This is a genomic window from Luteimonas sp. A501 (assembly GCF_054052085.1).
Genome location: NZ_JBSVRI010000002.1, coordinates 401,733 through 426,862, shown reverse-complemented (window position 1 = coordinate 426,862; position 25,130 = coordinate 401,733). Strand labels below are relative to the sequence as shown.

Here is a 25,130-nt window from a genome sequence, read left to right as displayed (position 1 = left end):
GGCCGGATTTGGGAGCAGGACGCGCATAATCCGGCTGGGCATCCGCCCCTGCGTCCACGGCGGGTAGCGCGCACCCTCCCGGACTCCCTCCCGGAGCAATCGACCGAAAGCCCCCCTCAATCGGGAGAAGAGCCTTTTTCGTGGGAACGGCTATAGCCGCGATTGCGCTTACGCCCGACTGTGCCGCTGTCTGGAAAATTGATCGCGGCTATAGCCGCTCCCACAGAAGCCGGGAAGCCGCTCAGTCTTCGTTGGGGGCGTCTGGCAGGTCGCGCAGCAGGTTGTCGATGCGTTCGCCGCGATCGACCGAGTCGTCGTAGTGGAAATGCAGCTCGGGCACGTGGCGCATCTTCACCGCGCGCGCGAGCCGGTAGCGGATTTCCGGTGCCACCGCCTTCAGGCCCTTTAGCGCCTCGGCGGCGCGCTCGGACTGCAGGGCGGTCACGAACACCTTGGCGTGCGCCATGTCGCGCGTGACCTCGACGTCGGACACGCTCACCGACGGCAGGCCGTGCTCGGCCACCGCCTCTCGCACCAGGGTGCCCAGCTCCCTGCGAAGCTGGGCGGAGACGCGATCGGTGCGATGGAAGGTCTTCTGCGACATCAGAGCGTGCGCTGCACTTCGACGCGCTCGAAGCACTCGATCTTGTCGCCCGGCTTGATGTCGTTGTAGGCCTTCACGCCGATGCCGCACTCGGTGTTGACGCGCACCTCATCGACGTTCTCCTTGAAGCGGCGCAGCGATTCCAGCTCGCCCTCGAAGATGACGACTTCGTCGCGCAGCACGCGGATCGGCTTGTTGCGACGGACCACGCCCTCGATGACCATGCTGCCGGCGACGGCACCGAACTTGGAGCTGCGGAACACCTCGCGGACCTCGGCGGTGCCGATGATCTCTTCACGGATCTCCACGCCAAGGATGCCGGACGCGACCTGCTTCACCTGGTCGATGACGTCATAGATGATCGAGAAGTAGCGCAGGTCGAGGCCGCTGCCTTCGATCACCTTGCGTGCCGACGCGTCGGCACGGACGTTGAAGCCGATGATCGTCGCCTTGGAGGTGGCGGCGGAGTTCGCATCGGACTCGGTGATGCCACCCACGCCCGAGCGGATGATGTTCACCCGGATGTCGTCGTTGGACAGCGCCACCAGGGCTTGGCGCAGTGCTTCCACCGAACCCTGGACGTCGGCCTTGATGACCAGCGGCAGCTCGAGCTGCTGGCCGCCGCCCATCTGCGCCATGATGTCTTCCATGCGGTTGCCCGCGGCCTGCACCAGGCGCAGCTCGCGACGCTTGGACTCGCGCTGCTGCGCAACTTCCTTGGCCAGGCGCTCGTCGTCGACGACCACGAAATCGTCGCCGGCATCGGGCACGCCCGACAGGCCGACCACCTGCACCGGAATGGATGGGCCCGCCGAAGGCACCTGGCCACCGGTTTCGTCGAACAGTGCGCGCACGCGACCGTATTCCACGCCGCAGACCAGGAAGTCACCCTTGTTGAGCAGGCCCTGCTGCACCAGCACCGTGGCCACCGGGCCGCGGCCCTTGTCGAGCGAGGACTCGATGACCGTGCCGCTGGCACGTCCTTCGCCGATCGCCTTGAGCTCCAGCACTTCGGACTGCAGGTTGATCGCATCGAGCAGGTCGTCGACGCCGTCGCCGGTCTTGGCGGACAGTTCGACCATCTGCGTGTCACCGCCGAACTCTTCGGCCACGACGTCATGGGACAGCAGTTCGTTCTTGATCCGCGAAGGATCGGCCTCGGACTTGTCGATCTTGTTGATCGCCACGATCAGGGGCACATTCGCCGCCTTCGCGTGCTGGATCGCTTCGATCGTCTGCGGCATCACGCCGTCATCGGCGGCCACCACCAGCACCACGAGGTCGGTGATCTTGGCGCCGCGTGCACGCATCGAAGTGAATGCGGCGTGGCCCGGGGTGTCGAGGAAGCTGATGACACCCTTGGGCGTTTCGACGTGGTACGCGCCGATGTGCTGGGTGATGCCACCGGCCTCGCCCGTGGCGATCTTGGTACGGCGGATGTAGTCGAGCAGCGAAGTCTTGCCGTGGTCGACGTGACCCATGATGGTCACGACCGGCGGACGCGGCGTCTGGTCGCCGGTGATCTCTTCGACGTGTGCGAGCAGCTCGCTCTCGGCGTCGTCGGCATCGGCACGCACGGCCTGGTGGCCGAGTTCCTCGGTGACCAGCGCCGCGGTGTCGTGGTCGATGGACTGGGTGATGGTGGCCATCACGCCCATCTTGAACAGCGCCTTGACCACGTCGCCGCCCTTCATTGCCAGCTTCTGGGCAAGATCGGCGACGGTGATCGCCTCGCCGATCGCGACCTCGCGCACGACAGGCGCGGTCGGACGGGTGAAGCCGGTGCCGGTGCGCGACTGGTCGCGCTGCTGGCCACGCTGCGCGCCACGCTTGGGGCGTGCGGTGCTGCGGCGCGCGCGGTCGGCGGGCGACAGGTGCATCTGCCCGGCGAAGCGTGCGGCGGCGCCTTCCTCATCCTCGGGGCCGGCAGCCATCGCATGCGAACCCCGGTGCTTGCCCTTGGCCGCGCTGCGATCGTCGCGCGCCGGAGCCGGCTTGGGATGGCCATGGCCGTGTGCCTTGCGCGGAGCAGCCTCTTCCGTCGCGACCGCGGCGACCGCGGCGACCGCGGCCTCGGCCTCGGTACGCACGCGCTCGGCCTCTTCGGCCTCGCGACGCTTGGCTGCCTCGGCCTCCTCCACGCGACGACGGTCGACGTCGGCGAGGCGCTGCTGCTCGTCGAGGTTGCGCTGGCGCGACTCCTCGAGCTTGCGCAGGATCTCGGCGCGCTCGTCGTCCTCTCCGCCGCCCACGGCACCGCCGGCCTGGGGCTTGACCAGCGTGACCTTCTTGCGCACGACCACGTCGACGGTCGGCTTGTTGCGGCCGCCGCCCACGGTGAGCGTGCTCTTGCGCTGGAGGGTGATCTTCTTGGGTGCGACCGGATCCACGGCGCCCTTCTCGGCACGGCCATGGGTGCGGCGCAGGAAGCCCAGGAGCTTCACCTTTTCGGTACTGGTCACGACCTGGTCGGGATCGTTGAACGGCATGCCCGCTTCGGACAGCTGTTCAAGCAGTTTCTCGACCGGCGTGTTCACCAGTGCGGCCAGCTTGCGGATGGTGGTTTGCTGCGACATTCGGATTCCGGTTCCTCTGGCGTCGGCACATGCCGCGCTATGGATGGATCAATTCTGGGTGCTTGCCATGCTCGGGGGCCGTGATGGCCCCAGCCTGTCAGCCTTCGCTTTCCAGGCGCGCGATCTCACCCGCGCGCGCGGCCAGCACGAGGGCTGCGGCACGCTCCTGGTCAAGGCCTTCGATGCCGAACTCCAGCACCTCGTCGACCGCGAGGTCCGACAGGTCCTCGGCGGTGCACACGCCGTTGGCGGCCAGCGCGAAGGCGGTTTCGTCATCCATGCCTTCAAGCGCCAGCATGTCGTCGGCCGGAACGTTGTCACCGAGCTCCTCTTCGACCGCGAGCGCGTCGTTGAGCAGCGCATCGCGGGCGCGGGCGCGAAGTTCCTCGACGATGTCCTCGTCGAAGCCCTCCACCGCCAGCAGCTCGCCAACCGGCACGTAGGCGATTTCCTCGACCGTGCTGAAGCCCTCGGCCACCAGGATGCCGGCAATCTCATCGTCGACCTCCAGCTTCTCCTGGAACAGGGCGCGCGCCGTGGCCTGCTCGGCGTCCGACTTCGCGGTGACCTGGTCCTGGGTCATGACGTTGAGCTGCCAGCCCGAGAGGCGGCTGGCGAGGCGCACGTTCTGGCCGCCCTTGCCGATCGCCTGCGCCAGGCGGTCCTCGGCGACCGCGAGATCCATCGAGTGCTTGTCCTCGTCGACCACGATCGACTGCACCTCGGCCGGCGCCATCGCGTTGATCACGAACTGCGCCGGGTTGTCCGACCACAGCACGATGTCGACGCGCTCGCCGTTGAGCTCGTTCGACACCGCCTGCACGCGCGAACCACGCATGCCGATGCAGGCGCCGATCGGATCGGTGCGGGTGTCGTAGGCGACCACGGCGATCTTGGCGCGGTCGCCCGGATCACGCGCACAGGCCTTGATCTCGACCAGGCCCTGGCCGACTTCCGGCACTTCGAGCTTGAACAGTTCGACCATGAACTCCGGCGCGGCGCGGCTGATGAACAGCTGCGGGCCACGCGGCTCGGTGCGCACGTCATAGAGATAGCCGCGGATGCGGTCGCCGGCGCGCACGACGTCGCGCGGGATCGCCTTGTCCTTGGGGATGAAAGCTTCTGCGTTGCCGCCGAGGTCGACGAAGACGTTGCCGCGCTCGACGCGCTTGACCACGCCGGTGACCAGCTCGCCCACGCGGTCCTTCCACGCGTCCACGACCTGCTGGCGCTCGGCCTCGCGCACGCGCTGCACGATCACCTGCTTGGCGGCCTGGGCGGCGATGCGGCCGAAGTCGACGTTCTCGATCTGCTCTTCGATGTAGTCGCCGATCTCGACGCCTTCGGCCTCGTCGACCGCGTCCATCATGCGGATCTGGCGGTCCGGCGACTCCATCACCACGTCGTCGGCCACGACCTCCCAGCGGCGGAAGGTCTCGTAATTGCCGTCCTTGGAATCGATGGCAACGCGGGTCAGCACGTCCTGCTCGAGATAGCGCTTCTTGGCCGCGGTGGCCAGGGCCGCCTCGAGGGCTTCAAGGATCACCGACTCCGGCACGCCCTTCTCATGGGCGACCGCATCGACGACCAGCAACAGTTCCTTGCTCATCTTCTCTATTACTCCGCACGGGACGGCTTCGACGCCGCCGGCTTGTTGTTGGTTGTTTGTTTGCCACCGGGCTTGCCCTTGCCCTTGCCCGGGCGCGCATCGCGCCCGGAGGCGTCCTTCGCCGGCCCGTAGCCAAGCGCCACCCAGTCGGGCACCAGGCGCGCCTTGTCGATGTTGTCGCCAGCGACCGTGAACGGCCGGCCGTCGATGTCGAACGTGACTGTTTCGCCCTCCACCGCGACGATCCGCCCCAGCAGCCTGCGCCGGCCGTCCTGCGGCAGCTTCAGGCCGACCTTCGCCTGCTCGCCGATGAAGCGCTCGAAGTGCGCCAGCGTGAACAGCATCCGGTCGACGCCGGGCGACGACACCTCGAGGGTGTAGTTGCTGCTGATCGGATCCTCGACGTCGAGCTGGGCGGAGACCTCGCGGCTGACCGCCTCGCAGTCCTCGATGCCGACGCCCTGGCCATCGGCGGCCGGATCCGCACCCGGACGGTCGATGTACAGGCGCAGCATCGCGCCGCCGCCGGGCGACGGCAGGTATTCCACGCCCAGCAGCTCCAGGCCGAGGGCGGCAACGGTCGGCGAAAGGAGATCCGCGATGTCGGTCGACTTGTCGGCCACGATGCCTCCTCTGTCCTGGTCCATTGCCTGCCGCGCCGGGCGCAAAAAATAAAAAAGGGCCCGGCGGGCCCCTTGTCCGATGCTGCTGGATCCGGTGCCGGCGCGCCTCGTTGCGCACCGCGCGAGCCCGATTCCCGCAATCGAAAAAAGCCTCCTGGGAGGCTCTCCGTCGACCGCGAAAAGCTTGCAGCGGTGCCGGACCGGCGCCGAAGGCGCATGCGATGGTCCTGCAGGTTCCGCTGAGCCGCTGGAGTATATGCCCAGGCCCGGCGTATCGCAAGCCGGGCGCCGCCTCCAGCCCTGAGCGGCGGGTCCGGCCCGGCTGCGCATCGGGTAATCTTGCCGCAGTCTCCCGCAACAGGTACCAGGCTTGATGAAACGCTCCAGAAAGACCGCCCTTGTGCTGATGGGCTCGGCACCGCTGCTCCTGGTCGCCTGCGCGCAGCAGCCCGAAGTGCAGACGTCGGAAGGGCTGTTCACGTCCGTCGAGGCCTGCGCCACCGAAACCATGAACCCGTCGATGTGCCGCCAGGCCTTCGACCAGGCGCAGGCGCAGGCCGACGCGGTGGCACCGCGCTATGCCTCGACCGCCGAGTGCGAGGCCGAGTTCGGAGAAGGACAGTGCGCCACCCGGCAGCAGGCCGGCGGCGGCAGCTTCGTCGGCCCGATGATGGCCGGCTTCGTGCTCTCGCAGATGCTGAACAGCCGCGGCGGCGCCATGGCACCGGCACCCGGCGCAGGTCCGGCTGCGGCCACAGCCGGTGCCGCGCGCACGTCGCCCGCGTTCCTCTCCAACCAGTCCGGATGGCTGCGCCCGCAGCCCGGTGCCGGCGGCGCCACCGCACTGGCCCGCACCGAGCTCCAGCCCAACCGTGCGCCCACCGTGCGCCGCGGCGGCTTCGGTCGCGCCGGCGCCGGCCGCAGCGCCGGCGGCTGATGCGCCGCGTCGCAATCGAGCCGCGCCCGGAGTGGCGGCGGCGCGCGGAGGACTGCGGCTTCGCCTTCCACACCATCGACGGCGCCGCCTACTGGGACGAGAGCGTGTACTACGCCTTCACCCTGCAACAGGTCGAGGACGATATCGAGGATCCCACCGCCGAGCTGCACGCGATGGCGATGGACCTCGCCGGTGAAGCCGCCGGGAGCCAGGAACTGATGGAGCGGCTCGCGATTCCCGCCGACGCGCAGGACCAGGTCGCCGAAAGCTGGCGACGGCGCGATCCGCACCTCTACGGCAGGATCGACCTCGCGTACGACGGCCGCGGGCCGGCAAAGCTGTACGAATTCAACTACGACACGCCGACATCCCTGTTCGAGGCCGCGTTCTTCCAGTGGGACTGGCTGGAGCACCAGCGCGAGACCGGCGCCCTGCCCCCCGGTGCCGACCAGTTCAATGCGATCCATGAAGCGCTGGTCGCGCGTTTCATCGAGGTCGGCGACCGCCTTCCAAGGCCGCTGTACTTCGCGGCCTCGCAGGGCAGCCCCGAGGACCAGGGCACCGTCGATTACCTGCGCGACTGCGCCGCCCAGGCCGGGATCGAATCCGGCTCGGTGGCGATGGAGGACATCGGCCTTTCCGCCGACGGGCGCTTCACCGCCGGTGACGACGTGCTGATCGCCAGCCTGTTCAAGCTGTATCCGCTCGAGGACCTGTTCGCCGACGAGTTCGCGCAGGCCCTGCCGGGCTCCGGCCTGCGGCTGCTGGAGCCGGCGTGGAAGCTGCTGCTCAGCAACAAGGGCGCGCTGCCGCTGTTGTGGGAACGCCATCGCGGCCACCCCAACCTGCTGCCGGCGGAATTCGACGACGGCGGCGCGTTGCCGCCGGGCTGGGTTCGCAAACCGCTGTTCTCGCGCGAGGGCGCGAACATCGAGATGCACTACGCCGACGGCCGCACCCTGCAGCAGCCGGGACCCTACGGAGGTCCTTCGATCCGCCAGGCGCTGCATCCACTGCCCGAACACGGCGCTGCGTATCCGCTGGTCGGCAGCTGGGTGGTTGGCGACCTTGCCTGCGGCATGGGTATCCGCGAAGACGACTCACCGATCACGCGCGACAGCGCGCGCTTCGTACCCCATGCCATCGTCGGCGAGGGTCGCGGACAGCGGATGGTGCTGGAAGCCTGAGGCTTCCAGCAGGAACCGGGACGCACAAAAGCAAACGGCGTCCCTGTTTCCAGGAACGCCGCCGCAGGTGTAAATGGTAGCGGGGGCAGGATTTGAACCTGCGACCTTCGGGTTATGAGCCCGACGAGCTGCCAGACTGCTCCACCCCGCACCAGAGCCGACTATTATGGAGCAGAGTCGGATTACTTGCAAGCCTTGCCGCACTTCGCGGCAGGGCCCTGCGTTCGATCAGGCAAACGCCGCCTGGCACCACGCCATGAGCGGGTTCCAGGCAATGCCCAGCACCAGCAACGCGATCGCATTGGCACCGAACAGAAGCTTCAGCGGGCCGTTGTCACGCACTTCGATGGCCACGCCCTCGGGCTCGTCGAAGTACATCACCTTGATCACGCGCAGGTAGTAGAACGCGCCAACCACCGCGAACACGATGCCGACGATCGCCAGCCACAGCATGTCGCCGCCGATCGCCGCGCGCAGCACCACCAGCTTCGCCCAGAAGCCGAGGAATGGCGGAACGCCCGCCAGCGAGGCCATGATCACCAGCACCATCGCCGCCATCCACGGGCTGCGGGCGTTGAGGCCCTTGAAGTCGCTGATGCGATCGGCTTCGAAGCCGCGCCTGGACAGCATCACGATCGCGCCGAAGCCCGCGGTCGCCATGATCGCGTAGCTGATGGCGTAGAACATCGCAGCGGCATAGCCTTCGGCGCCGCCACCGGCCAGGCCGAGCAGCAGGAAGCCGACGTGCGACACCGTCGAATACGCGAGCATGCGCTTGAGGTTGGTCTGCGCGATCGCGAACACGTTGCCGACCACCAGCGACAGCGCCGCAAGCAGGGCCAGCATCACCTGCCACTGGTCCTGCAGCGGACCAAGCCCGGATTCGAGCAGCCGGTAGGCCATGCCGAACACGGCAAGCTTGGGCGCGGAGCCGATGAACAGGGTCATCGGCGTGGGCGCGCCGTGGTAGGCGTCGGGCAGCCACATGTGGAACGGCGCGGCGCCGAACTTGAAGCACACGCCCACCACCAGGAACACCGTGCCCGTCAGCAACAGGGTGCGGGTGCCGCCGTCGACGACGGTCGCAGCGCTGCTGATCGTGGCCAGGTCGAGGCTGCCGGTGGCGCCGTAAACCAGCGACATGCCGAACAGCAGCAGACCCGAGGCCAGCGAGCCGAGCACGAAGTACTTCATCGCGGCTTCGGAGCCGGTCGCGTTGTCGCGGTCGAAGGCGACCAGTGCGTACTGGCACAGCGCCAGCAGCTCGAGGCCGACGTAGATCGTGGTCAGGTTCGGCGCCGAGACCAGCAGCATCATGCCCAGCGTGGCGAACAGCATCAGCACCGGCAACTCGCCCTTGTACAGGCCGCGCTCGCGCATGAACGGCCAGGCATAGCCCAGCGCCACGGCCGTCAGCACCAGGATCAGCACCTTCAGCACATCGGCCATCGTGTCGCGCACGAACATGTCGGCCAGCACCATGCCGTGGCCGCCCACGCCCATCACGATCATCGCCGCGGCGCCAAGCAGCACCACCACGGCAAGGCCGTGGGTCACCACGCGGCGGCGCTCGCCCATGAACAGGTCCAGCATCAGCAGCGCGAACGCGCCGATCACCACCACGAACTCGGGCGCCAGCGGCGCGAGGTCGGCCAGTGTCCGGACGGGAGGGGTCATAGCTCCAGGCATCATCGCGTCGTGTTCCTCAAAGCTTGCTGTTGGCGAGCATGCCCGCCAGCTGCGCGATGGACGGTTCCATCAGGTCGGTCAGGGGCCTGGGCCAGAGGCCGATAAGGAGCACGCCGGCGGCAAACACGCCCAGTACCAGGGCCTCGCGGCCGGTGATGTCCTTCATCGCGGCGACGTGCGAGTTGCCGACCTCGCCGTACAGCACGCGCTTGACCAGCCACAGCGTATAGCCGGCACCCAGGATCAGGGTCAGGGCGGCCACGAAGGCGATCAACGGATGGCTCTGGAACGAGGCCAGGATGACCATGAACTCGCCAACAAAGCCCGAGGTACCCGGCAGGCCCGAGTTGGCGAAGGCAAACAGCACGAAAAACGCTGCAAACCAGGGCATCACGTTGGCCACGCCGCCGTAGTCGCTGATCCTGCGCGTGTGCATGCGGTCGTACAGCACGCCCACGCAGGTGAACATGGCGCCTGAAACAAAACCATGCGAAACCATCTGCACCATCGCGCCCTGCAGGCCGAGTCGCGCGGCCTCCGGGTTGCTGTCACGCACCAGCGCGAAAGCAATGAAGATGCCCAGGGTAACGAAGCCCATATGCGAGACCGACGAGTAGGCGATCAGCTTCTTCATGTCCTGCTGGACCAGTGCCACCAGGCCGACGTAGATCACCGCCACCAGCGACAGCGCGATCACCAGCCATGCCCACTCGTGGCCGGCGTCGGGGACGATCGGCAGGCTGAAGCGCAGGAAGCCGTAACCGCCGATCTTCAGCATGATCGCCGCCAGGATCACCGAGCCGCCGGTCGGCGCCTCGACGTGCGCGTCCGGGAGCCACGTGTGCACCGGGAACATCGGCACCTTGACCGCGAACGCGAGCAGGAAGGCGAAGAACAGCCACATCTGCTCGGTGGCATTGAGCGGCAGCGCGTACAGGTCGGCCAGCTGCCAGCTGCCGGCCTGCAGGTACAGGTAGACCAGGCCGACCAGCATGAACACCGAGCCGAGGAAGGTGTACAGGAAGAATTTCACCGAGGCGTATACGCGCCGCGGGCCGCCCCAGACGCCAATGATGATGAACATCGGGATCAGCATGCCTTCGAAGAAGACATAGAAAAGCATCGCGTCCATCGCCGAGAACACGCCGATCATCAGGCCTTCGAGGATCAGCATCGCCGCGTAGTACTGGCTGACGCGCTTGTCGATCGAGGTCCAGGAACTGATGACCACCAGCGTGGTGACCAGCGTGGTGAGCAGGATCAGCGCGACCGAGATGCCGTCGGCACCCAGGTGGTACTGGATGTCATAGGCCGGGATCCACTCCCTGGCCTCGACGAACTGCATCGTTGCCACCGCCGCCGAAGCGTCGTAGCCGGTGAGCAGCGGGATGCTGATGACGAACACCACCAGGGCGATCGCCAGCGACAGCCAGCGCGCGGCGCCGGCACGGTTACCAAGCGCGAGCACCAGCGCGCCGCCGAAGATCGGCAGCCAGATGAGGATGCTGAGGAGAGGCAAATTCGACACGTATCGTCTTCCGTCAGGTCCAGTAGTGGATGAGCACGGCCAGGAGCACGATCAGGCCGAGAATCATCGCGAATGCATAGTCGTACATGCGGCCGGATTGCAGGCGGCGGACAACGCCCGACAGCAGACCGACGAAGCCGGCAGTACCGTTCACCGCAACGCCATCGATCACGCGGTTGTCGACCACGCTCGACGCCTTGCCAAGCTGCAGGCTGCCGCCTGCGAGGCCGCCGATCCAGAAATCGTCGGCCCAGTACTTGTTTTCCAACACCTTCACCGGCAGCGCGAACACGCGGCGGGCACTGGTGGCCAGCTCCGGACGCCACCAGTACATGACGGTCGCGAGCACGAAGCCGGCGAAGGTCAGCCAGAAGGCAGGCGTCAGGAAACCGTGCAGTGCGAACGCGACCGGGCCATGCCACAGCTCGGAAGCAACGCGCGCGAGCGTATCGTTCTCCGGCAGCAGGTCGATCGCGCCGGTGAAGAACGGCATCACCTGCCCGCTGCCGCTCCAGCTCGTGCCGAACAGCATCGGGCCGGCGGTGAAGAAGCCGATCGCGATCGACGGGATCGCCAGCAGCACCAGCGGCAGGGTCACCACCCAGGGCGACTCCTTCGGCTCGTGCGCGCCATGGTCGTGCGCGTGGCTGCCATGCGCAGCTTCGCCATGCGCCTCCTCGCGGAAACGCTCGCGCCCGAAGAACGTCATGTACAGCAGGCGGAAGCTGTAGAACGAGGTCACGAACGCGCCCAGCAGCACGGCCCAATAGCCGTAGGTGCCGACCCAGCCCATGCCCTCGGCACCGAACTTCGCCGCCTCGATGATCGTGTCCTTGGAGTAGAAGCCGCTGAAGAACGGCGTCGCCACCAGGGCCAGGGTGCCGACCAGCATGGTGATGAAGGTCACCGGCATGTACTTGCGCAGGCCACCCATGCGGCGCATGTCCTGCTCGTGGTGCATGGCGATGATCACCGAGCCCGCGCCCAGGAACAGCAGCGCCTTGAAGAAGGCATGGGTCATCAGGTGGAACACAGCCGCCGAGTAAGCCGACACGCCCAGGGCCACGGTCATGTAGCCCAGCTGCGACAGCGTGGAGTACGCGACCACGCGCTTGATGTCGTTCTGCACGATGCCGATCAGGCCGGTGAAGAAGGCCGTCGTGGCGCCGATGAACAGGATGAACTGCAGCGTGGTCTGGCTGAGTTCGAACAGCGGCGACATGCGCGCCACCATGAAGATGCCGGCGGTGACCATGGTCGCGGCGTGGATCAGCGCCGAAATCGGGGTCGGGCCTTCCATCGAGTCCGGCAGCCACACGTGCAGCGGCACCTGCGCCGACTTGCCCATGGCGCCCACGAACAGGCAGATGCAGATCAGGGTCGCGACCGACCAGGCATGGCCTTCGAAGACCTCGACCACCTGGCCGCCGCCGATGGTGGGGCCGGCATTGGCGAACACGGTCGCGTAGTCGAGCGTGCCGAACCAGTACGCGACGCCGGCGATGCCCAGCAGCATGCCGAAATCGCCGACGCGGTTTACCAGGAAGGCCTTGAGGTTGGCGACCACCGCGGTCGGGCGCTTGAACCAGAAGCCGATCAGCAGGTACGACACCACGCCCACCGCTTCCCAGCCGAAAAACAGCTGCAGGAAGTTGTTGGCCATCACCAGCGCCAGCATCGAGAAGGTGAACAGGCTGATGTAGCTGAAGAAGCGCTGGTAGCCCGGGTCGTCGGCCATGTAGCCGATGGTGTAGATGTGCACCAGCAGCGACACGAAGGTCACCACCACCATCATCATCGCCGTCAGCCGGTCGACCAGGAATCCGATGTGGATCTCGTAGCCCGCGACCTGGAACCAGGTGTAGAGGTTTTCGTTGAAGGGCGATGCGCCCTGCGCCATCAGCTGCCAGAGCACGTAGCACGACAGCGCGCAGCTGATCGCCACGCCGAGGATCGTGACCGACTGCGCCCCGACGCGCCCCACCTGGCGGCCGAACAGGCCGGCGACGATGGCGCCCAGCAGCGGCGCCAGGACGATCGCGAGCAGTACGGTCTTGGAGAGAACGATTTCCATGCCAGGCATTCCGTCAGCCCTTCAGCGTGTCGAGTTCGGCGACGTTGATCGTGCGCCGGTTACGGAACAGGGTGACCAGGATCGCGAGGCCGATCGCGGCCTCGGCCGCTGCCACCGTGAGGATGAAGAACACGAACACCTGCCCGGCGGCGTCGCCGAACTCGCGCGAGAACGCGACGAAGTTGATGTTCACCGAGAGCAGCATCAGTTCGATGCACATCAACAGGATGATCACGTTCTTGCGGTTGAGGAAGATGCCCGCGACGCTGATGCAGAACAGCGCGGCGGCGAGCGCGAGATAGTGTCCGAGGGCGAGGCCCTGGCCGAGGAACTCCATTACTTCTCCTCCCCGTCGGTGCTGGCACCGGCAGCCGGTGCGTCGTCGGCGACGTGCACCGAACTCGGCATGTCCACCATGCGCAGGCGGTCGCCGGGGCGCGTGCGCACCTGCTCACCGGGAACCTGGTGCTTGGTGCCCTCGCGACGGCGCAGGGTCAGCGTGACCGCGGCGATGACGGCCACGGTCAGGATCACCGCGGCAACCTCGAACGGCAGCAGGAAATCGGTGAACAGCCGTCGCGCGATCCATGCGGTGTTGGACGCGCCCTCGGCGTCGATCGGATCCGCCGCGAACGGAGTCTCCACGAAGGCCATGATCCCGATCAGCGACAGCAGCTCCAGCAGCATCACCACCGCCACGACCAGCCCGACCGGCAGGTAACGCACGTAGCCCTCGTTGATCGGCGCCAGGTCGACGTCGATCATCATCACCACGAACAGGAACAGGACCATCACCGCGCCGACGTAGACCAGCACCAGCGCCACGCCCAGGAACTCGGCACCGGCGATGATCCAGGTGACCGCCACGCTGAAGAACGTCAGCACCAGGAACAGGGCCGAATGCACCGGGTTGCGCGCGCCGATCACGCCGACCGCGGCGGCCACCGCGACGGCCGCGAATGCAAGGAATGCGAGCTGTACGAAGTCCATGGCTTACCTGTATGCGGCGTCGGCGGCGCGACGCTCTGCGATTTCCGCCTCGAGGCGATCGCCCAGCGCCAGCAGCTGCGGCTTGGTGACGATGTTCTCGCCACGGTTCTCGAAGTGGTATTCGTGGATGTGGGTCTCGACGATGGAGTCCACGGGACACGACTCCTCGCAGAAGCCGCAGAAAATGCACTTGAACAGGTCGATCTCGTAGCGCGTGGTGCGCCGCGTGTTGTCCTCGCGCTGCTCGGAGTCGATGGTGATCGCCAGCGCCGGGCACACCGCCTCGCACAGCTTGCACGCGATGCAGCGCTCTTCGCCGTTGGGGTAGCGGCGCAGCGCGTGCAGCCCGCGGAAGCGCGCCGACTGCGGGATCTTCTCCATCGGGTACATCATCGTGTACTTCGGACGCCAGAGGTACTGGAACGTCAGCTTCAGGCCGCTGATGATCTCGATCAGCAGCAGGCTCCTGGCCCAGGAAACGAATTTGCCCATCACGCACCTGCCTCGAAGACGCCGAAGTACGCCATCAATGCCGTCACCGCAATCCAGGCGATGGACAGCGGAATGAACACCTTCCAGCCGAGGCGCATGATCTGGTCATAGCGGTAGCGCGGGAATGTCGCCCGGGACCAGACGAAGCAGCTGGCGAAGAAGAACGTCTTGGCCAACAGCCACCACCAGCCGTCCCCCAGCAGCACCGAAAGCACCGGGATGTCCGGGATCCACGCCGCCGGGATCGGCGACAGCCAGCCACCGAGGAAGAAGGTCGCGGTGAGGATGCTGACCAGCAGCATGTTCGCGTACTCGGCCAGGAAGAACAGCGCGAACACCGCACCCGAGTATTCCACCATGTGGCCCGCGACGATCTCGCTCTCGCCCTCGACCACGTCGAAGGGCGCGCGGTTGGTCTCGGCCACGCCGGATACGAAGTAGATGATGAACAGCGGCAGCAGCGGCAGCCAGAACCACTCGAGGAAGCCCGAGTTGCCCGACTGCGCCATCACGATCTCGCTGAGGTTGAGGCTGCCGGCGGCAACCATCACACCGACCAGGGCGAAGCCCATCGCGATCTCGTAGCTCACCACCTGCGCTGCCGAACGCATCGCGCCCAGGAACGCGTACTTCGAGTTCGAGGCCCAGCCGGCGATGATCACGCCGTACACGCCCAGCGAAACCATGGCCAGCAGGTACAGGATGCCGGCGTTGGCATTGGAGAGCACCAGCTGTGCATCGAAGGGCACGACCGCCCAGGCCGCGAACGCGGGGGCCAGGGTGATCAGCGGTGCCAGGAAGTACAGCACCTTGTGCGCGGCGCTTGGCCGGATGACTTCCTTGAACAGCAGCTTGAAGACGTCGGCGAAGGCCTGCAGTACGCCGAAGCCGACGTACATCGGCCCGTGGCGCACGTGCATCCAGGCGATCAGCTTGCGCTCCCAGACCACGTAGAAGGCGACGGTGATGATCACCGGCATCGCGATCGTCAGGATCAGCAACACCAGCCAGATGACCGTGCCGATGGGGCCAAGCGAGTCCAGCCAGGCGCGGAAGGGCTCGAGCCAGCCGAGGAGCACGGTGCTCGTATTGGTCGTCGTCGTGCTCATGCGGCCTCCACCCGCACCGCGCCGGCGCCGAGCGCCGCGGTGGCGCCATAGCCGGATTCGATCAGGGCGGCGCCGCGGGCCACGCCCGTGCTGACGGCCACCAGCAGGGTTCCCGTGCCGGCGCCGTTGGATACGCGCGCCATGGCGCCTTCGCGCAGGCCGGCGGCGGAAGCGTCGTCGGCGTTGAGCGTGATGCGCGGGCCGACCGTGAGCGGGTGCGCCTGCAGGGCGGCCGCACGGCGGGTCACGCCGTCGACGCGGTAGATCGCCTGCGACACCGCCAGCTCGAGGCCTTCGCCCGCGATTGCAACGGCTTCGCTGCGCGCGACGTCGACCTGGCGCGGCACCATCAGCGCACGTGCACCGGCGAAATCGGTGAAGTCGAAGCCCTCGAGGCCGAGGAGCCCGCCAAGCGCGCGCAGCGCCTTCCAGCCCGGGCGTGCTTCGCCCGGGAGCTTGCCGCCGGCGACGGTGCGCTGGTCGCGGCCGTCGAGGTTGGTCAGGGTAGCGTCGAGCTCGGGCAGCAGGCCGATCGGCAGGATCACGTCGGCAACGCGACGCGTGGATTCGCACGCGAAGTGGCTGAAGGCCACCACCTGCGCACCACCCAGAGCCTGCATCGCCTTCGCCTGGTCGGCGAAGTCCAGCCCCGGCTCGATGCCGTAGATGACGTAGCCGGCGCGCGGCTGGGCCAGCATGGCAGCGGCGTCACGCGAGGCCGGCAGCACGCCGTGGCGGGCAAGCCCGACCGCGTTCGCGCCCTGCGGCACGCGGCACAGCGCGGCGTTGATGCGACCGGCGAAACCGGCTGCGGCGGCGCGGATCGCCGCGGCGTGAATGCCGCACTCGGCAACCGCGCCCACGATGACGACCGGCCGCGAAGCGCCCTGCAGCGCATCGGCCAGCTCGGCGGACGCCAGCGCATCGGCGATCTTCGACGGCGCGACGATCGACCTGTGGCTGATGTCGAAGGTGAACTCGAAGTCCACCGGATTGACCACGTGCACCTTCGCGCCCGCGAGCCAGGCCTTGCGCACGCGCTGGTTGACCAGCGGCAGCTCGGTGCGCAGGTTGCTGCCGACAATGACGATGGCGTCGGCCTTCTCGATGTCTTCAACCGGCATGCCGAAGACCTCGGCCACTGCGCCGTCGGAAAGGTCGTGCTGGGCGATGCGATGGTCGAGGTTGCCGGTGCCCAGGGCCTCGGCCAGGCGGGCGACAAGGGCACCCTCCTCGTTCGAGGTCGCCGGGTGTACCAGGATGCCGAGGTCGTCGGCGGCGTTGTCGCGCAGGATCTGCGCGGCCTTCGCCAGCGCTTCGTCCCAGCTCGCCTCGCGCCAGTCGGCGTCGTCACCGTTGCCTGCAACGCGCAGCAGTGGACGCATCGCGCGATCCTCGGCGTACAGGCCCTGGTGCGAATAGCGGTCGCGGTCGGACAGCCAGCACTCGTTGACCGCCTCGTTGTCGCGCGGCACGGTGCGCATCACTTCGCCGCGGCGGGTGTGCAGGAACAGGTTGCTGCCGAGCGCGTCGTGGTAGCCCAGCGACTCGCGCGCGATCAGCTCCCAGGGACGCGCGCGGAAGCGGAACACCTTGTTGGTCAGCGCGCCCACCGGGCAGACGTCGATCACGTTGCCCGAGAGCTCGGTGGTCAGCGGCTTGCCATCGTAGGTGCCGATTTCGAGGCTTTCGCCGCGCTGCATGCCGCCCAGTTCGTAGGTGCCGGCGATTTCCGCGGTGACGCGGATGCAGCGCGTGCAGTGGATGCAGCGGGTCATCTCGGTGGCCACCAGCGGGCCGAGGTCCTCGTCGGCGACCGAACGCTTGCGCTCGACGAAGCGGCTCACCGAGCGGCCATAGCCCAGCGACAGGTCCTGCAGCTCGCACTCGCCTCCCTGGTCGCAGACCGGGCAGTCGAGCGGATGGTTGATCAGCAGGAACTCCATCACGTTGCGCTGCGACCTCAGCGCCTTCTCGCTGCGCGTCTGCACGCGCATGCCGTCCATCACCGGCGTGGCGCAGGCCGGCGCGGGCTTGCCCATCTTCTCCACGTCGACCAGGCACATGCGGCAGTTCGCCGCGATCGCGAGCTTGTCGTGGTAGCAGAAGCGCGGGATCGGGATGCCGGCCTTGTCGGCGGCCTGGATGATCATCGAGCCCTTGGGCGCGGCCATTTCCACGTCGTCGATGAAGACGGTGACGTGGTCGGGCGGCAGGTTTGGGTTCACCGGCTGCGCGCTCATGCGGCGATCTCCGGGTTGGCGTCGACGATCGAGCGGCCGTGCTCGATGAAGTATTCGAATTCGTGCCAGAAGTGGCGCAGGAAGCCCTGCACCGGCCATGCGGCCGCTTCACCGAAGGCGCAGATGGTGTGGCCTTCGATCTGGCCGGCGGACTCGCGCAGCATCTCGACGTCGGCCATCGTGGCCTTGCCCTCGACCATGCGCGACACCATGCGGTACATCCAGCCCGTGCCTTCGCGGCAGGGCGTGCACTGGCCGCAGGATTCCTGCCAGTAGAAGCGCGAGATGCGCTGGCAGGCGCGGACCATGCAGGTGCTGTCGTCCATCACGATCACGGCACCCGAACCCAGTCCGGAACCCGCCTTCTGCAGCGCGTCATAGTCCATGGTCAGGCCCATCATGGTGTCGCCCGGAAGCACCGGCATCGACGAGCCGCCCGGGATCACGCCCTTGAGCGTGCGCCCCGGCCGCAGGCCGCCGGCCATTTCAAGCAGGTCCGCGAACGAGGTTCCAAGGCGGACTTCGTAGTTGCCCGGCTTCATCACGTGGCCGGACACCGAAAAGATCTTGCAGCCGCCGTTGTTCGGCTTGCCCAGGCCCGCGAACCACTCGGGGCCGTTGCGGATGATCGCCGGCACCGAGGCATAGGTCTCGGTATTGTTGATCGTGGTCGGCTTGCCGTACAGGCCGAAGTTGGCCGGGAACGGCGGCTTGTAGCGCGGCTGGCCCTTCTTGCCTTCCAGCGACTCCATCAGCGCGGTCTCTTCGCCGCAGATGTAGGCTCCGGCGCCCAGCGCGTTGTGGATGTCGATGTCGACGCCGCTGCCGAGGATGTCACGGCCCAGCCAGCCGTGCGCATAGGCCTCGGCCAGCGCTTCCTCGAGGTGCTCGAAGGGCTCGTGGTGGAACTCGCCGCGCAGGTAGTTGTAAGCGACCGTGGACCCGGTGGCGTAGCAGGCGATTGCCATGCCCTCGATCACCGAATGCGGGTTGTAGCGCAGGATGTCGCGATCCTTGCAGGTGCCCGGCTCCGACTCGTCGGAGTTGCAGAGGATGTACTTCTGCACGTCGCCCTTGGGCATGAAGCTCCACTTCAGGCCGGTCGGGAAGCCCGCGCCGCCGCGGCCGCGAAGGCCCGACTGCTTGACCATCTCGACGACATCGGCCGGCGGGATCTTCTCGCCCAGGACCTTGCGCAGCGCCTGGTAGCCGCCGGTCTTCAGGTAGTTCTCGTACGACCACGGCTTGTCGAAATGCAACGTGGTGTAGACGGCCTGGTGTTCCTTCGGCGCAGGGCCGACGGGGCCGTAGCCTTCCGAGACGTGGGTGTTGTGATGCGCCATGCCTGCGTCCAGCCTCACTTCAATCCGTCGAGCAGCTCGTCCACCTTCGCGGTGTCCAGCTTCTCGTGGTAATGGCCGTTGATCACGACCACGGGAGCGCCGCAGCACGCGGCCACGCACTCTTCCTCGCGCTTGAGGTAGACGCGGCCGTCGGCGGTGGATTCACCCACCTTGCAGCCGAGTTTCTTCTCGGCGTGCGCGACCAGGTCCTCGGCGCCGTTCAGCCAGCAGCTGATGTTGGTGCAGAAGGCGACGTTGTGGCGGCCGACTTCCTTCGTCTCGAACATCGAGTAGAAGGTCGCGACCTCGTACGCCCACACCGGCGGGATGCCGAGGTAACCGGCCACGCCGGCGATCAGCTCGTCGGTCAGGAAACCGCCGTTCTGCTGCTGGGTGGCGAACAGGCCCTGGATCACGGCCGAACGCTTGCGATCAGGCGGGAACTTGGCCACCCAATGGTCGATGTGCGCGCGCGTCTCGTCGCTGAGCACGACCATCGGGTCGACATTGCGCGCGTTCTCGAAGTTGCCGGTTGCTTTCATCGGTCCACTTCTCCGAAGACGAGGTCATAGGTGCCAACCATCGCCACCACGTCGGACAGCATGTGTCCCTTCACCACTGCATCCATCGACGACAGGTGCGCGAAGCCGGGTGCGCGCAGGTGGACGCGGAAGGGCTTGTTGGCACCGTCCGAGACCAGGTAGCAGCCGAACTCGCCCTTGGGCGCCTCGACGGCCTGGTAGGTCTGCCCGGCGGGCACGCAATACCCTTCCGAGAACAGCTTGAAGTGATGGATCAGGGCTTCCATGTCGTCCTTCATCTCCTCGCGGGAGGGAGGCGCGACCTTGAAATTGTCGACCATGACCAGGCCGGGGTTGGCGCGCAGCCAGTCCACGCACTGGGCGATGATCCGGTTGGACTCGCGCATCTCGGCAACACGCACGAGATACCGGTCGTAGCAGTCACCGTTGGTGCCCACGGGGATCTTGAAATCGACCTGGTCGTACTTCGCGTAGGGCTGCTTCTTGCGCAGGTCCCACTCGATGCCCGAGCCGCGCAGCATCACGCCCGACATGCCCAGGGCCATGGCCTGCTCCGGCGGAACCACGCCGATGCCGACCGTGCGCTGCTTCCAGATGCGGTTCTCGGTCAGCAGGGTCTCGTATTCGTCGATGCGCGACGGGAAGTCCCTGGTGAAGGCTTCCAGGAAGTCCAGCATCGAACCTTCGCGCCACTCGTTGAAGCGCTTGAGCTTGTTGCCCTTGCGCCACGGCGACTCGCGGTACTTCGGCATCTGGTCGGGCAGGTCCCGGTACACGCCGCCGGGGCGGTAATAGGTCGCGTGCATGCGCGCGCCGCTGACCGCCTCGTAGACGTCCATCAGCTCTTCGCGCTCGCGGAACGAGTACAGCATCACCGCCATCGCGCCGAGGTCGAGGCCGTTGGAACCGATCCACATCAGGTGGTTCAGCAGCCGCGTGATCTCGTCGAACATCGTGCGGATCCACTGCGCGCGCTCGGGCGCCTGGATGCCGAGGAGGTTCTCGATCGCGAGCACGTAGGCGTGCTCGTTGCACATCATCGACACGTAGTCGAGGCGATCCATGTAGCCGATCGACTGGTTGAACGGCTTGGACTCCGCCAGCTTCTCCGTGCCGCGGTGGAGCAGGCCCACGTGCGGATCGACGCGCTGCACGACTTCGCCGTCCATTTCCAGGATCAGGCGCAGCACGCCGTGCGCGGCCGGGTGCTGGGGACCGAAGTTCAGCGTGTAGTTGCGGATTTCCTGGCGCGCTTCCGCCTGGTTGCTGGCCAGCAGTTCGCTTGGGGGCTGCATGCTCACTTGGCGTCTCCTGCCGGCGCGACACCGCGCACGGGACCGACCTTCAGGTCGCGCGCCTCGCCGCGCGCGGTCGCAAGATGGGCGTCGTCGCGGATCACGCGGGGCACCAGCACGCGCGGCTCGACCGAGGTCACCGGCTCATAGATCACGCGCTGCTTCTCGGCGTCGTAGCGGACTTCGACATTGCCGATCAGCGGGAAATCCTTGCGGAACGGGTGGCCGATGAAGCCGTAGTCGGTGAGCAGCCGGCGCAGGTCCGGGTGGCCGGGGAACACGATGCCGAACAGGTCGAAGGTCTCGCGTTCGAACCAGTTCACGCCCTCCCAGACATCGCACAGCGAATCGACGATCGGCAGCGCATCATCCGGCGCATGGCAGGTCACGCGCAGGCGGCGGTTGTTGGCGATCGAAAGCAGCTGTACCACGACCGAAAAGCGATTCTCGGGCAGCGGGATCGCGCCAACGCCATCGGGGTCGTCGAGCTGCTGGCTGGGCGTCTCGCCGTAGCGGAAGCGGCCGGGACCCTTGCCCTCGACGCCGCGGCTGAAGCCCTCCGACGAGGCGTTGGTGTCCCACTCGTCGGTGCCGTAGCCCAGGTGGTCGACGCCGCAGAGGTCGATCAGGACCTCGAAGCCGAACTCGTCGCGCAGCACGCGGCAGCCTTCGCGCCATTCGGCGGCACCCAGCACCAGGCCGACTTCGCCGCGCGGCAGCGCGACCTCGACGAAACCCTGCGGGAAGCGCGCGTGCAGGCGCGTGGCAAACGCCGTCGCGGACTCAGACATTGCGCTGTCCCGTCTTTTCATCGCCGAAGTTGCTGGAACGGCGGATCTTGCGCTGCAGCTGCAGGATGCCGTGCACCAGGGCCTCGGCCGTCGGCGGGCAGCCCGGCACGTAGATGTCGACCGGCACCACGCGGTCGCAGCCGCGCACCACCGCGTACGAGTAGTGGTAATAGCCGCCGCCGTTGGCGCAGCTGCCCATGGAGATCACCCACTTGGGGTTGGGCATCTGGTCGTAGACCTTGCGCAGCGCCGGGGCCATCTTGTTGACCAGGGTGCCGGCCACGATCATCACGTCCGACTGGCGCGGCGACGGGCGGAACACCACGCCGTAGCGGTCGAGGTCCATGCGCGCCGCACCGGCGTGCATCATCTCCACCGCGCAGCAGGCCAGGCCGAAGGTCACCGGCCACATCGAGCCGGTACGCGCCCAGTTGAGCAGGATGTCCGAGCTTGTGGTGACGAAGCCCTGTTCCAGCAGCGGGTTGTCGCCTTCCGGACGCAGGATGTCGTCGACGCGCCCCTCGGGCAGCGGGTTGCTTGCGGCATTCGCAAGGCTGCGGGCCGCCTGGATCACTCCCATTCGAGCGCTCCCTTCTTCCACACGTAAATGAAGCCGATCAGCAACATGCCGACGAAGATGCCCATCTCGACCAGGCCGAGCACGCCCAGCTCGCGGAACACGGTGGCCCACGGGACGATGAAGATGATCTCCAGGTCGAAGACGATGAACTGGATGGCGATGAGGTAGTAGCGGATGTCGAACTGCATCCGCGAATCTTCGAACGGGGCGAAGCCGCATTCGTAGGCCGTGAGCTTCTCGGCGTTGTAGAACTTCGGGCCCAGGGCATTGCCTATTACGACCAGGGCAATGCCGATTCCGGTTGCGACAAACAGAAACAGCAGGGTCGGCAGATATTCGGCCAGCACGGTGTTCCCTCGGCTACGGGGCACATGCACGCCCCTTTGCTAGCTGGTGCCAGGCGCGACCGTGACCGGCCGCGCCTGACGCTTGTATGGTGCCCAAGGGGGGACTCGAACCCCCACGACCTAAGCCGCTACCACCTCAAGGTAGTGCGTCTACCAATTCCGCCACCTGGGCAAATTTTTACACTCTCTCCGTACGCTTGTACGAAGGCGCGACATTGTAATCGCTATCAGCCGCCCTGCGGGACTTCCTGCCCCGTTTCCCCCTGTGCGGGGGGCGGTGCGGCGGGCGGTTGGGCCTCGGGCGCAGCCGGGACCGCGGAGCCGGGCGCCGCGGGCGCCGTGCCCGGAGCCGCAGGCACTTCGCCGGGGGCCGCGGGCGCGGCCGGGATTTCGGACATCACGCCCAGGTCCACCGCGGATGGACCGACCTCGCGTGCCATGTTCGTGGCCTGCCAGGCCATGAACAGGGTCAGCGCAAAGAACACGATGGCCAGCCACTTGGTGGACTTGCTGAGGAAGTTGGACGCGCCACGCGCGCCGAAGACGGTGGCGGATGCGCCGCCGCCGAAACCCGATCCGGCCTGTGCGCCCGCACCGCGCTGCATGAGGATCAGCGCGATCAGCGAGAGGGCAACGAGCACGAAGGCGATGTTGAGGATGAGTTGCAGCATGGTTCCGTTCTCTTGAGCCGGGCGGTCAGTGCGCCGCCGCGGCTACGATGGCCATGAAGTCCGTGGCCACCAGCGAGGCTCCGCCGATAAGGCCTCCATCGACGTCGGCCATGGCGAACAGCTCGGCGGCGTTGGCGGGCTTCACACTGCCGCCGTAGAGGATCGGCAGTGAATTTCCAATGGTAGCACCCCGCGCGGCAACCTCGCTACGGATGAACGCATGGACATCCTGCGCCTGCTGCGGCGTGGCGGTCAGGCCGGTGCCAATGGCCCACACCGGCTCGTAGGCGACCACGGCGGTCTCGAAGCCTTCCGCGCCCACGAGATCGAGCACCGGGCGCAGCTGGCCGGCGATCACCGACTCGGTCGAGCCGCCTTCGCGGTCCTCGCGCGACTCGCCGACGCAAAGGATCGGGCGCAGGCCGGCAGCCAGCGCCGCGGCGAATTTGCGCGCTACCAGCGCGCTGTCTTCGGCGTGGTACTGGCGGCGCTCGGAATGACCGACCAGCGCGAAGCGCGCGCCGACGTCGGCCAGCATCGCGGCCGAGATTTCGCCGGTGTATGCGCCTTCGGCATGGGCACTCACGTCCTGTCCGCCGAAGCCGATGCCACGCGCGCCCCAGGCGGACACGAGGCCTTCCAGATGGGTCGCCGGCGGCAGCACCACCACATCCACGCCAGCTGCCGGCAGGCCCGCGGCCATGTCGGCCAGCAGGGTTGCGGCGGAGCTGCGACTGCCGTTGAGCTTCCAGTTGCCGGCGACGATGCGTGCGCGCATTTTCAAACCTCGGGATATGGCGGGGCCGCAGAGTCTAGGCGTTCGCGCGCGTTCCTGCATGCGCGCGCAGCGCCCGCACTCAGGCCAGTTTGATCTCGCGCAGCCGCTCTTCCAGGTAGCCGTGGGCGGTGATCGGCTCCGGGTAGCGGCTGGGATTGTCGGCGGTCACGCAGGAAGGCAGCACGTCGATCAGGAAGTCCGGGTTCGGATGCAGGAAGAACGGCACCGAATAGCGCGGCTGGCGCGCGAGCTCGCCCGGAGGATTGACCACGCGGTGGATCGTGGACGGATACACGTGGTTGGTCAGGCGTTGCAGCATGTCGCCGATGTTGACCACGATGGTGTCGGCGTCGGCGGTGAACGGCACCCACTCGCCCTCGTGCGAACGCACCTCGAGCCCGGCGGCGCTGGCCCCGACCAGCAGCGTGATCAAATTGATGTCGCCATGGGCGCCGGCGCGCACGTTGGGGATGTCGTCGGCGGTAATCGGCGGATAGTGGATCGGGCGCAGGATCGAATTGCCGAAATCGGTCTTGTCGGCGAACCAGTGCTCGGGCAGGTCGATGTGCAGGGCCAGCGCGCGCAGCACCTGCGAGCCCAGGCCGTCCAGCGCCTGGTAGAGCGCATAGCCTTTCTCGCGGAACGTCGGCACTTCGGCCGGCCACTGGTTGGGCGGCATCACGTCGCGGTAGCCGGAGTCGTCGGCGATCTCGCGGCCGATGTGCCAGAACTCCTTCAGGTCGAAGTGCTTCGAGTCCTTCGCCGTCTCCACGCCAAAGGGCGTGTAGCCGCGGGCGCCGCCGCCACCTGGCACGTGGTAGGCCTTCTTGGCCTCCTCGGGCAGCGCGAAGAAGGCCTTGAAGGCCTCGTAGGCCTCTTCGATCAAGCCCTGCGGGATGCCGTGGTTGCGGATTCCGGCGAAACCCCACTCGCGGTACGCGGCGCCCAGCTCGTCAACGAAGGCCTGGCGGTCTTCGGGGCTGGCGGGATCTGTGAAGCGGCGGATGTCGAGGGTCGGGATTCGCGGTGCCATGGCTCACTCGGAAGCGCATTGTCCCCGGGGCGGGGATGCTGGACGGGCATGATAGCGCCCGCGCACGCAGTAGCGGATCGGGCGGGCGT

23 protein-coding genes and 2 tRNA genes are annotated in these 25,130 nt (G+C 67.1%); 2 read left to right on the top strand and 23 right to left on the bottom strand.

The genetic code is table 11. From position 1 onward, the window contains the following. Positions 1 to 241 precede the first annotated feature (241 nt). From rbfA to ACW7G5_RS08510, 4 genes are all read right to left on the bottom strand, one after another. Complete coding sequence (gene rbfA / locus ACW7G5_RS08525) at positions 242 to 604, bottom strand: 30S ribosome-binding factor RbfA (RefSeq protein WP_457003573.1); 363 nt, start codon at positions 602 to 604, stop codon at positions 242 to 244. Beyond that, a complete protein-coding gene (infB, locus tag ACW7G5_RS08520) occupies positions 604 to 3,180 on the bottom strand; it encodes a translation initiation factor IF-2 (RefSeq protein ID WP_457003571.1) in 2,577 nt (858 codons plus the stop codon). Before infB ends, rbfA begins: the two co-directional genes overlap by 1 nt. Before the next feature lie 97 nt (positions 3,181 to 3,277). Next, positions 3,278 to 4,789: a transcription termination factor NusA gene (gene nusA / locus ACW7G5_RS08515; protein ID WP_457003570.1), complete on the bottom strand. Its 1,512-nt coding sequence runs from the start codon at positions 4,787 to 4,789 to the stop codon at positions 3,278 to 3,280. Positions 4,790 to 4,797: 8 nt separating this feature from the next. After that, entirely contained in the window at positions 4,798 to 5,412 is a 615-nt protein-coding gene (locus ACW7G5_RS08510; RefSeq protein ID WP_457003982.1) for a ribosome maturation factor RimP, read from the bottom strand. A 373-nt stretch (positions 5,413 to 5,785) separates the two neighbouring features. Between ACW7G5_RS08510 and ACW7G5_RS08505 the strand changes: the two genes are divergently transcribed. Beyond that, the gene (locus tag ACW7G5_RS08505; protein WP_457003568.1) at positions 5,786 to 6,349 is read left to right on the top strand and encodes a DUF1190 domain-containing protein; all 564 of its coding nucleotides are present in this window, start codon (positions 5,786 to 5,788) and stop codon (positions 6,347 to 6,349) included. After that, positions 6,349 to 7,536 carry a glutathionylspermidine synthase family protein gene (locus tag ACW7G5_RS08500; RefSeq protein ID WP_457003566.1) on the top strand — a complete coding sequence of 396 codons (1,188 nt, stop codon included), beginning with the start codon at positions 6,349 to 6,351 and terminating at the stop codon, positions 7,534 to 7,536. The genes ACW7G5_RS08505 and ACW7G5_RS08500 overlap by 1 nt, the downstream gene beginning before the upstream one ends. A 74-nt stretch (positions 7,537 to 7,610) precedes the next feature. Here ACW7G5_RS08500 and ACW7G5_RS08495 read toward each other — a convergent pair. From ACW7G5_RS08495 to ACW7G5_RS08405, 19 genes are all read right to left on the bottom strand, one after another. Further along, a tRNA-Met gene (locus ACW7G5_RS08495) sits at positions 7,611 to 7,687 on the bottom strand. 77 nt (positions 7,688 to 7,764) lie between these two features. Further along, positions 7,765 to 9,213 carry an NADH-quinone oxidoreductase subunit NuoN gene (nuoN, locus tag ACW7G5_RS08490; protein ID WP_457003564.1) on the bottom strand — a complete coding sequence of 483 codons (1,449 nt, stop codon included), beginning with the start codon at positions 9,211 to 9,213 and terminating at the stop codon, positions 7,765 to 7,767. A gap of 28 nt (positions 9,214 to 9,241) precedes the next feature. Further along, positions 9,242 to 10,753 carry an NADH-quinone oxidoreductase subunit M gene (locus ACW7G5_RS08485; RefSeq protein ID WP_457003563.1) on the bottom strand — a complete coding sequence of 504 codons (1,512 nt, stop codon included), beginning with the start codon at positions 10,751 to 10,753 and terminating at the stop codon, positions 9,242 to 9,244. A gap of 13 nt (positions 10,754 to 10,766) precedes the next feature. Beyond that, complete coding sequence (gene nuoL / locus ACW7G5_RS08480; protein WP_457003561.1) at positions 10,767 to 12,827, bottom strand: NADH-quinone oxidoreductase subunit L; 2,061 nt, start codon at positions 12,825 to 12,827, stop codon at positions 10,767 to 10,769. A 13-nt stretch (positions 12,828 to 12,840) separates the two neighbouring features. Then, positions 12,841 to 13,164 (bottom strand): NADH-quinone oxidoreductase subunit NuoK, encoded by a 324-nt coding sequence (gene nuoK / locus ACW7G5_RS08475; RefSeq protein ID WP_343255756.1) that lies wholly within the window; start codon positions 13,162 to 13,164, stop codon positions 12,841 to 12,843. Further along, positions 13,164 to 13,817 (bottom strand): NADH-quinone oxidoreductase subunit J, encoded by a 654-nt coding sequence (locus tag ACW7G5_RS08470; protein ID WP_457003559.1) that lies wholly within the window; start codon positions 13,815 to 13,817, stop codon positions 13,164 to 13,166. The genes nuoK and ACW7G5_RS08470 overlap by 1 nt, the downstream gene beginning before the upstream one ends. A gap of 3 nt (positions 13,818 to 13,820) precedes the next feature. Continuing rightward, the gene (gene nuoI / locus ACW7G5_RS08465; protein ID WP_457003557.1) at positions 13,821 to 14,309 is read right to left on the bottom strand and encodes an NADH-quinone oxidoreductase subunit NuoI; all 489 of its coding nucleotides are present in this window, start codon (positions 14,307 to 14,309) and stop codon (positions 13,821 to 13,823) included. Further along, complete coding sequence (nuoH, locus tag ACW7G5_RS08460; protein WP_457003555.1) at positions 14,309 to 15,418, bottom strand: NADH-quinone oxidoreductase subunit NuoH; 1,110 nt, start codon at positions 15,416 to 15,418, stop codon at positions 14,309 to 14,311. The genes nuoI and nuoH overlap by 1 nt, the downstream gene beginning before the upstream one ends. Next, the gene (gene nuoG, locus ACW7G5_RS08455; protein ID WP_457003553.1) at positions 15,415 to 17,661 is read right to left on the bottom strand and encodes an NADH-quinone oxidoreductase subunit NuoG; all 2,247 of its coding nucleotides are present in this window, start codon (positions 17,659 to 17,661) and stop codon (positions 15,415 to 15,417) included. Before nuoG ends, nuoH begins: the two co-directional genes overlap by 4 nt. Next, positions 17,658 to 19,004: an NADH-quinone oxidoreductase subunit NuoF gene (nuoF, locus tag ACW7G5_RS08450; RefSeq protein ID WP_457003551.1), complete on the bottom strand. Its 1,347-nt coding sequence runs from the start codon at positions 19,002 to 19,004 to the stop codon at positions 17,658 to 17,660. The genes nuoG and nuoF overlap by 4 nt, the downstream gene beginning before the upstream one ends. 14 nt (positions 19,005 to 19,018) lie before the next feature. After that, on the bottom strand, positions 19,019 to 19,546 hold the full coding sequence (gene nuoE / locus ACW7G5_RS08445; RefSeq protein ID WP_457003549.1) for an NADH-quinone oxidoreductase subunit NuoE: 528 nt from the start codon (positions 19,544 to 19,546) through the stop codon (positions 19,019 to 19,021). After that, positions 19,543 to 20,841: an NADH-quinone oxidoreductase subunit D gene (locus ACW7G5_RS08440; RefSeq protein ID WP_457003980.1), complete on the bottom strand. Its 1,299-nt coding sequence runs from the start codon at positions 20,839 to 20,841 to the stop codon at positions 19,543 to 19,545. Before ACW7G5_RS08440 ends, nuoE begins: the two co-directional genes overlap by 4 nt. Before the next feature lie 2 nt (positions 20,842 to 20,843). Next, positions 20,844 to 21,632: an NADH-quinone oxidoreductase subunit C gene (locus tag ACW7G5_RS08435; RefSeq protein ID WP_457003547.1), complete on the bottom strand. Its 789-nt coding sequence runs from the start codon at positions 21,630 to 21,632 to the stop codon at positions 20,844 to 20,846. Beyond that, on the bottom strand, positions 21,625 to 22,212 hold the full coding sequence (locus ACW7G5_RS08430; protein WP_343278365.1) for a NuoB/complex I 20 kDa subunit family protein: 588 nt from the start codon (positions 22,210 to 22,212) through the stop codon (positions 21,625 to 21,627). Before ACW7G5_RS08430 ends, ACW7G5_RS08435 begins: the two co-directional genes overlap by 8 nt. After that, positions 22,203 to 22,559, bottom strand: coding sequence for an NADH-quinone oxidoreductase subunit A (locus tag ACW7G5_RS08425; protein WP_343278366.1), 357 nt, complete (start codon positions 22,557 to 22,559; stop codon positions 22,203 to 22,205). Before ACW7G5_RS08425 ends, ACW7G5_RS08430 begins: the two co-directional genes overlap by 10 nt. A gap of 87 nt (positions 22,560 to 22,646) precedes the next feature. Further along, positions 22,647 to 22,731 (bottom strand) — tRNA-Leu (locus ACW7G5_RS08420). A 55-nt stretch (positions 22,732 to 22,786) separates the two neighbouring features. Then, positions 22,787 to 23,230 (bottom strand): preprotein translocase subunit SecG, encoded by a 444-nt coding sequence (secG, locus tag ACW7G5_RS08415; RefSeq protein ID WP_457003544.1) that lies wholly within the window; start codon positions 23,228 to 23,230, stop codon positions 22,787 to 22,789. 25 nt (positions 23,231 to 23,255) lie between these two features. Beyond that, positions 23,256 to 24,008 carry a triose-phosphate isomerase gene (gene tpiA / locus ACW7G5_RS08410; RefSeq protein ID WP_457003543.1) on the bottom strand — a complete coding sequence of 251 codons (753 nt, stop codon included), beginning with the start codon at positions 24,006 to 24,008 and terminating at the stop codon, positions 23,256 to 23,258. 79 nt (positions 24,009 to 24,087) lie between these two features. Further along, a complete protein-coding gene (locus ACW7G5_RS08405) occupies positions 24,088 to 25,041 on the bottom strand; it encodes an isopenicillin N synthase family dioxygenase (RefSeq protein WP_457003541.1) in 954 nt (317 codons plus the stop codon). Positions 25,042 to 25,130: the final 89 nt, after the last annotated feature.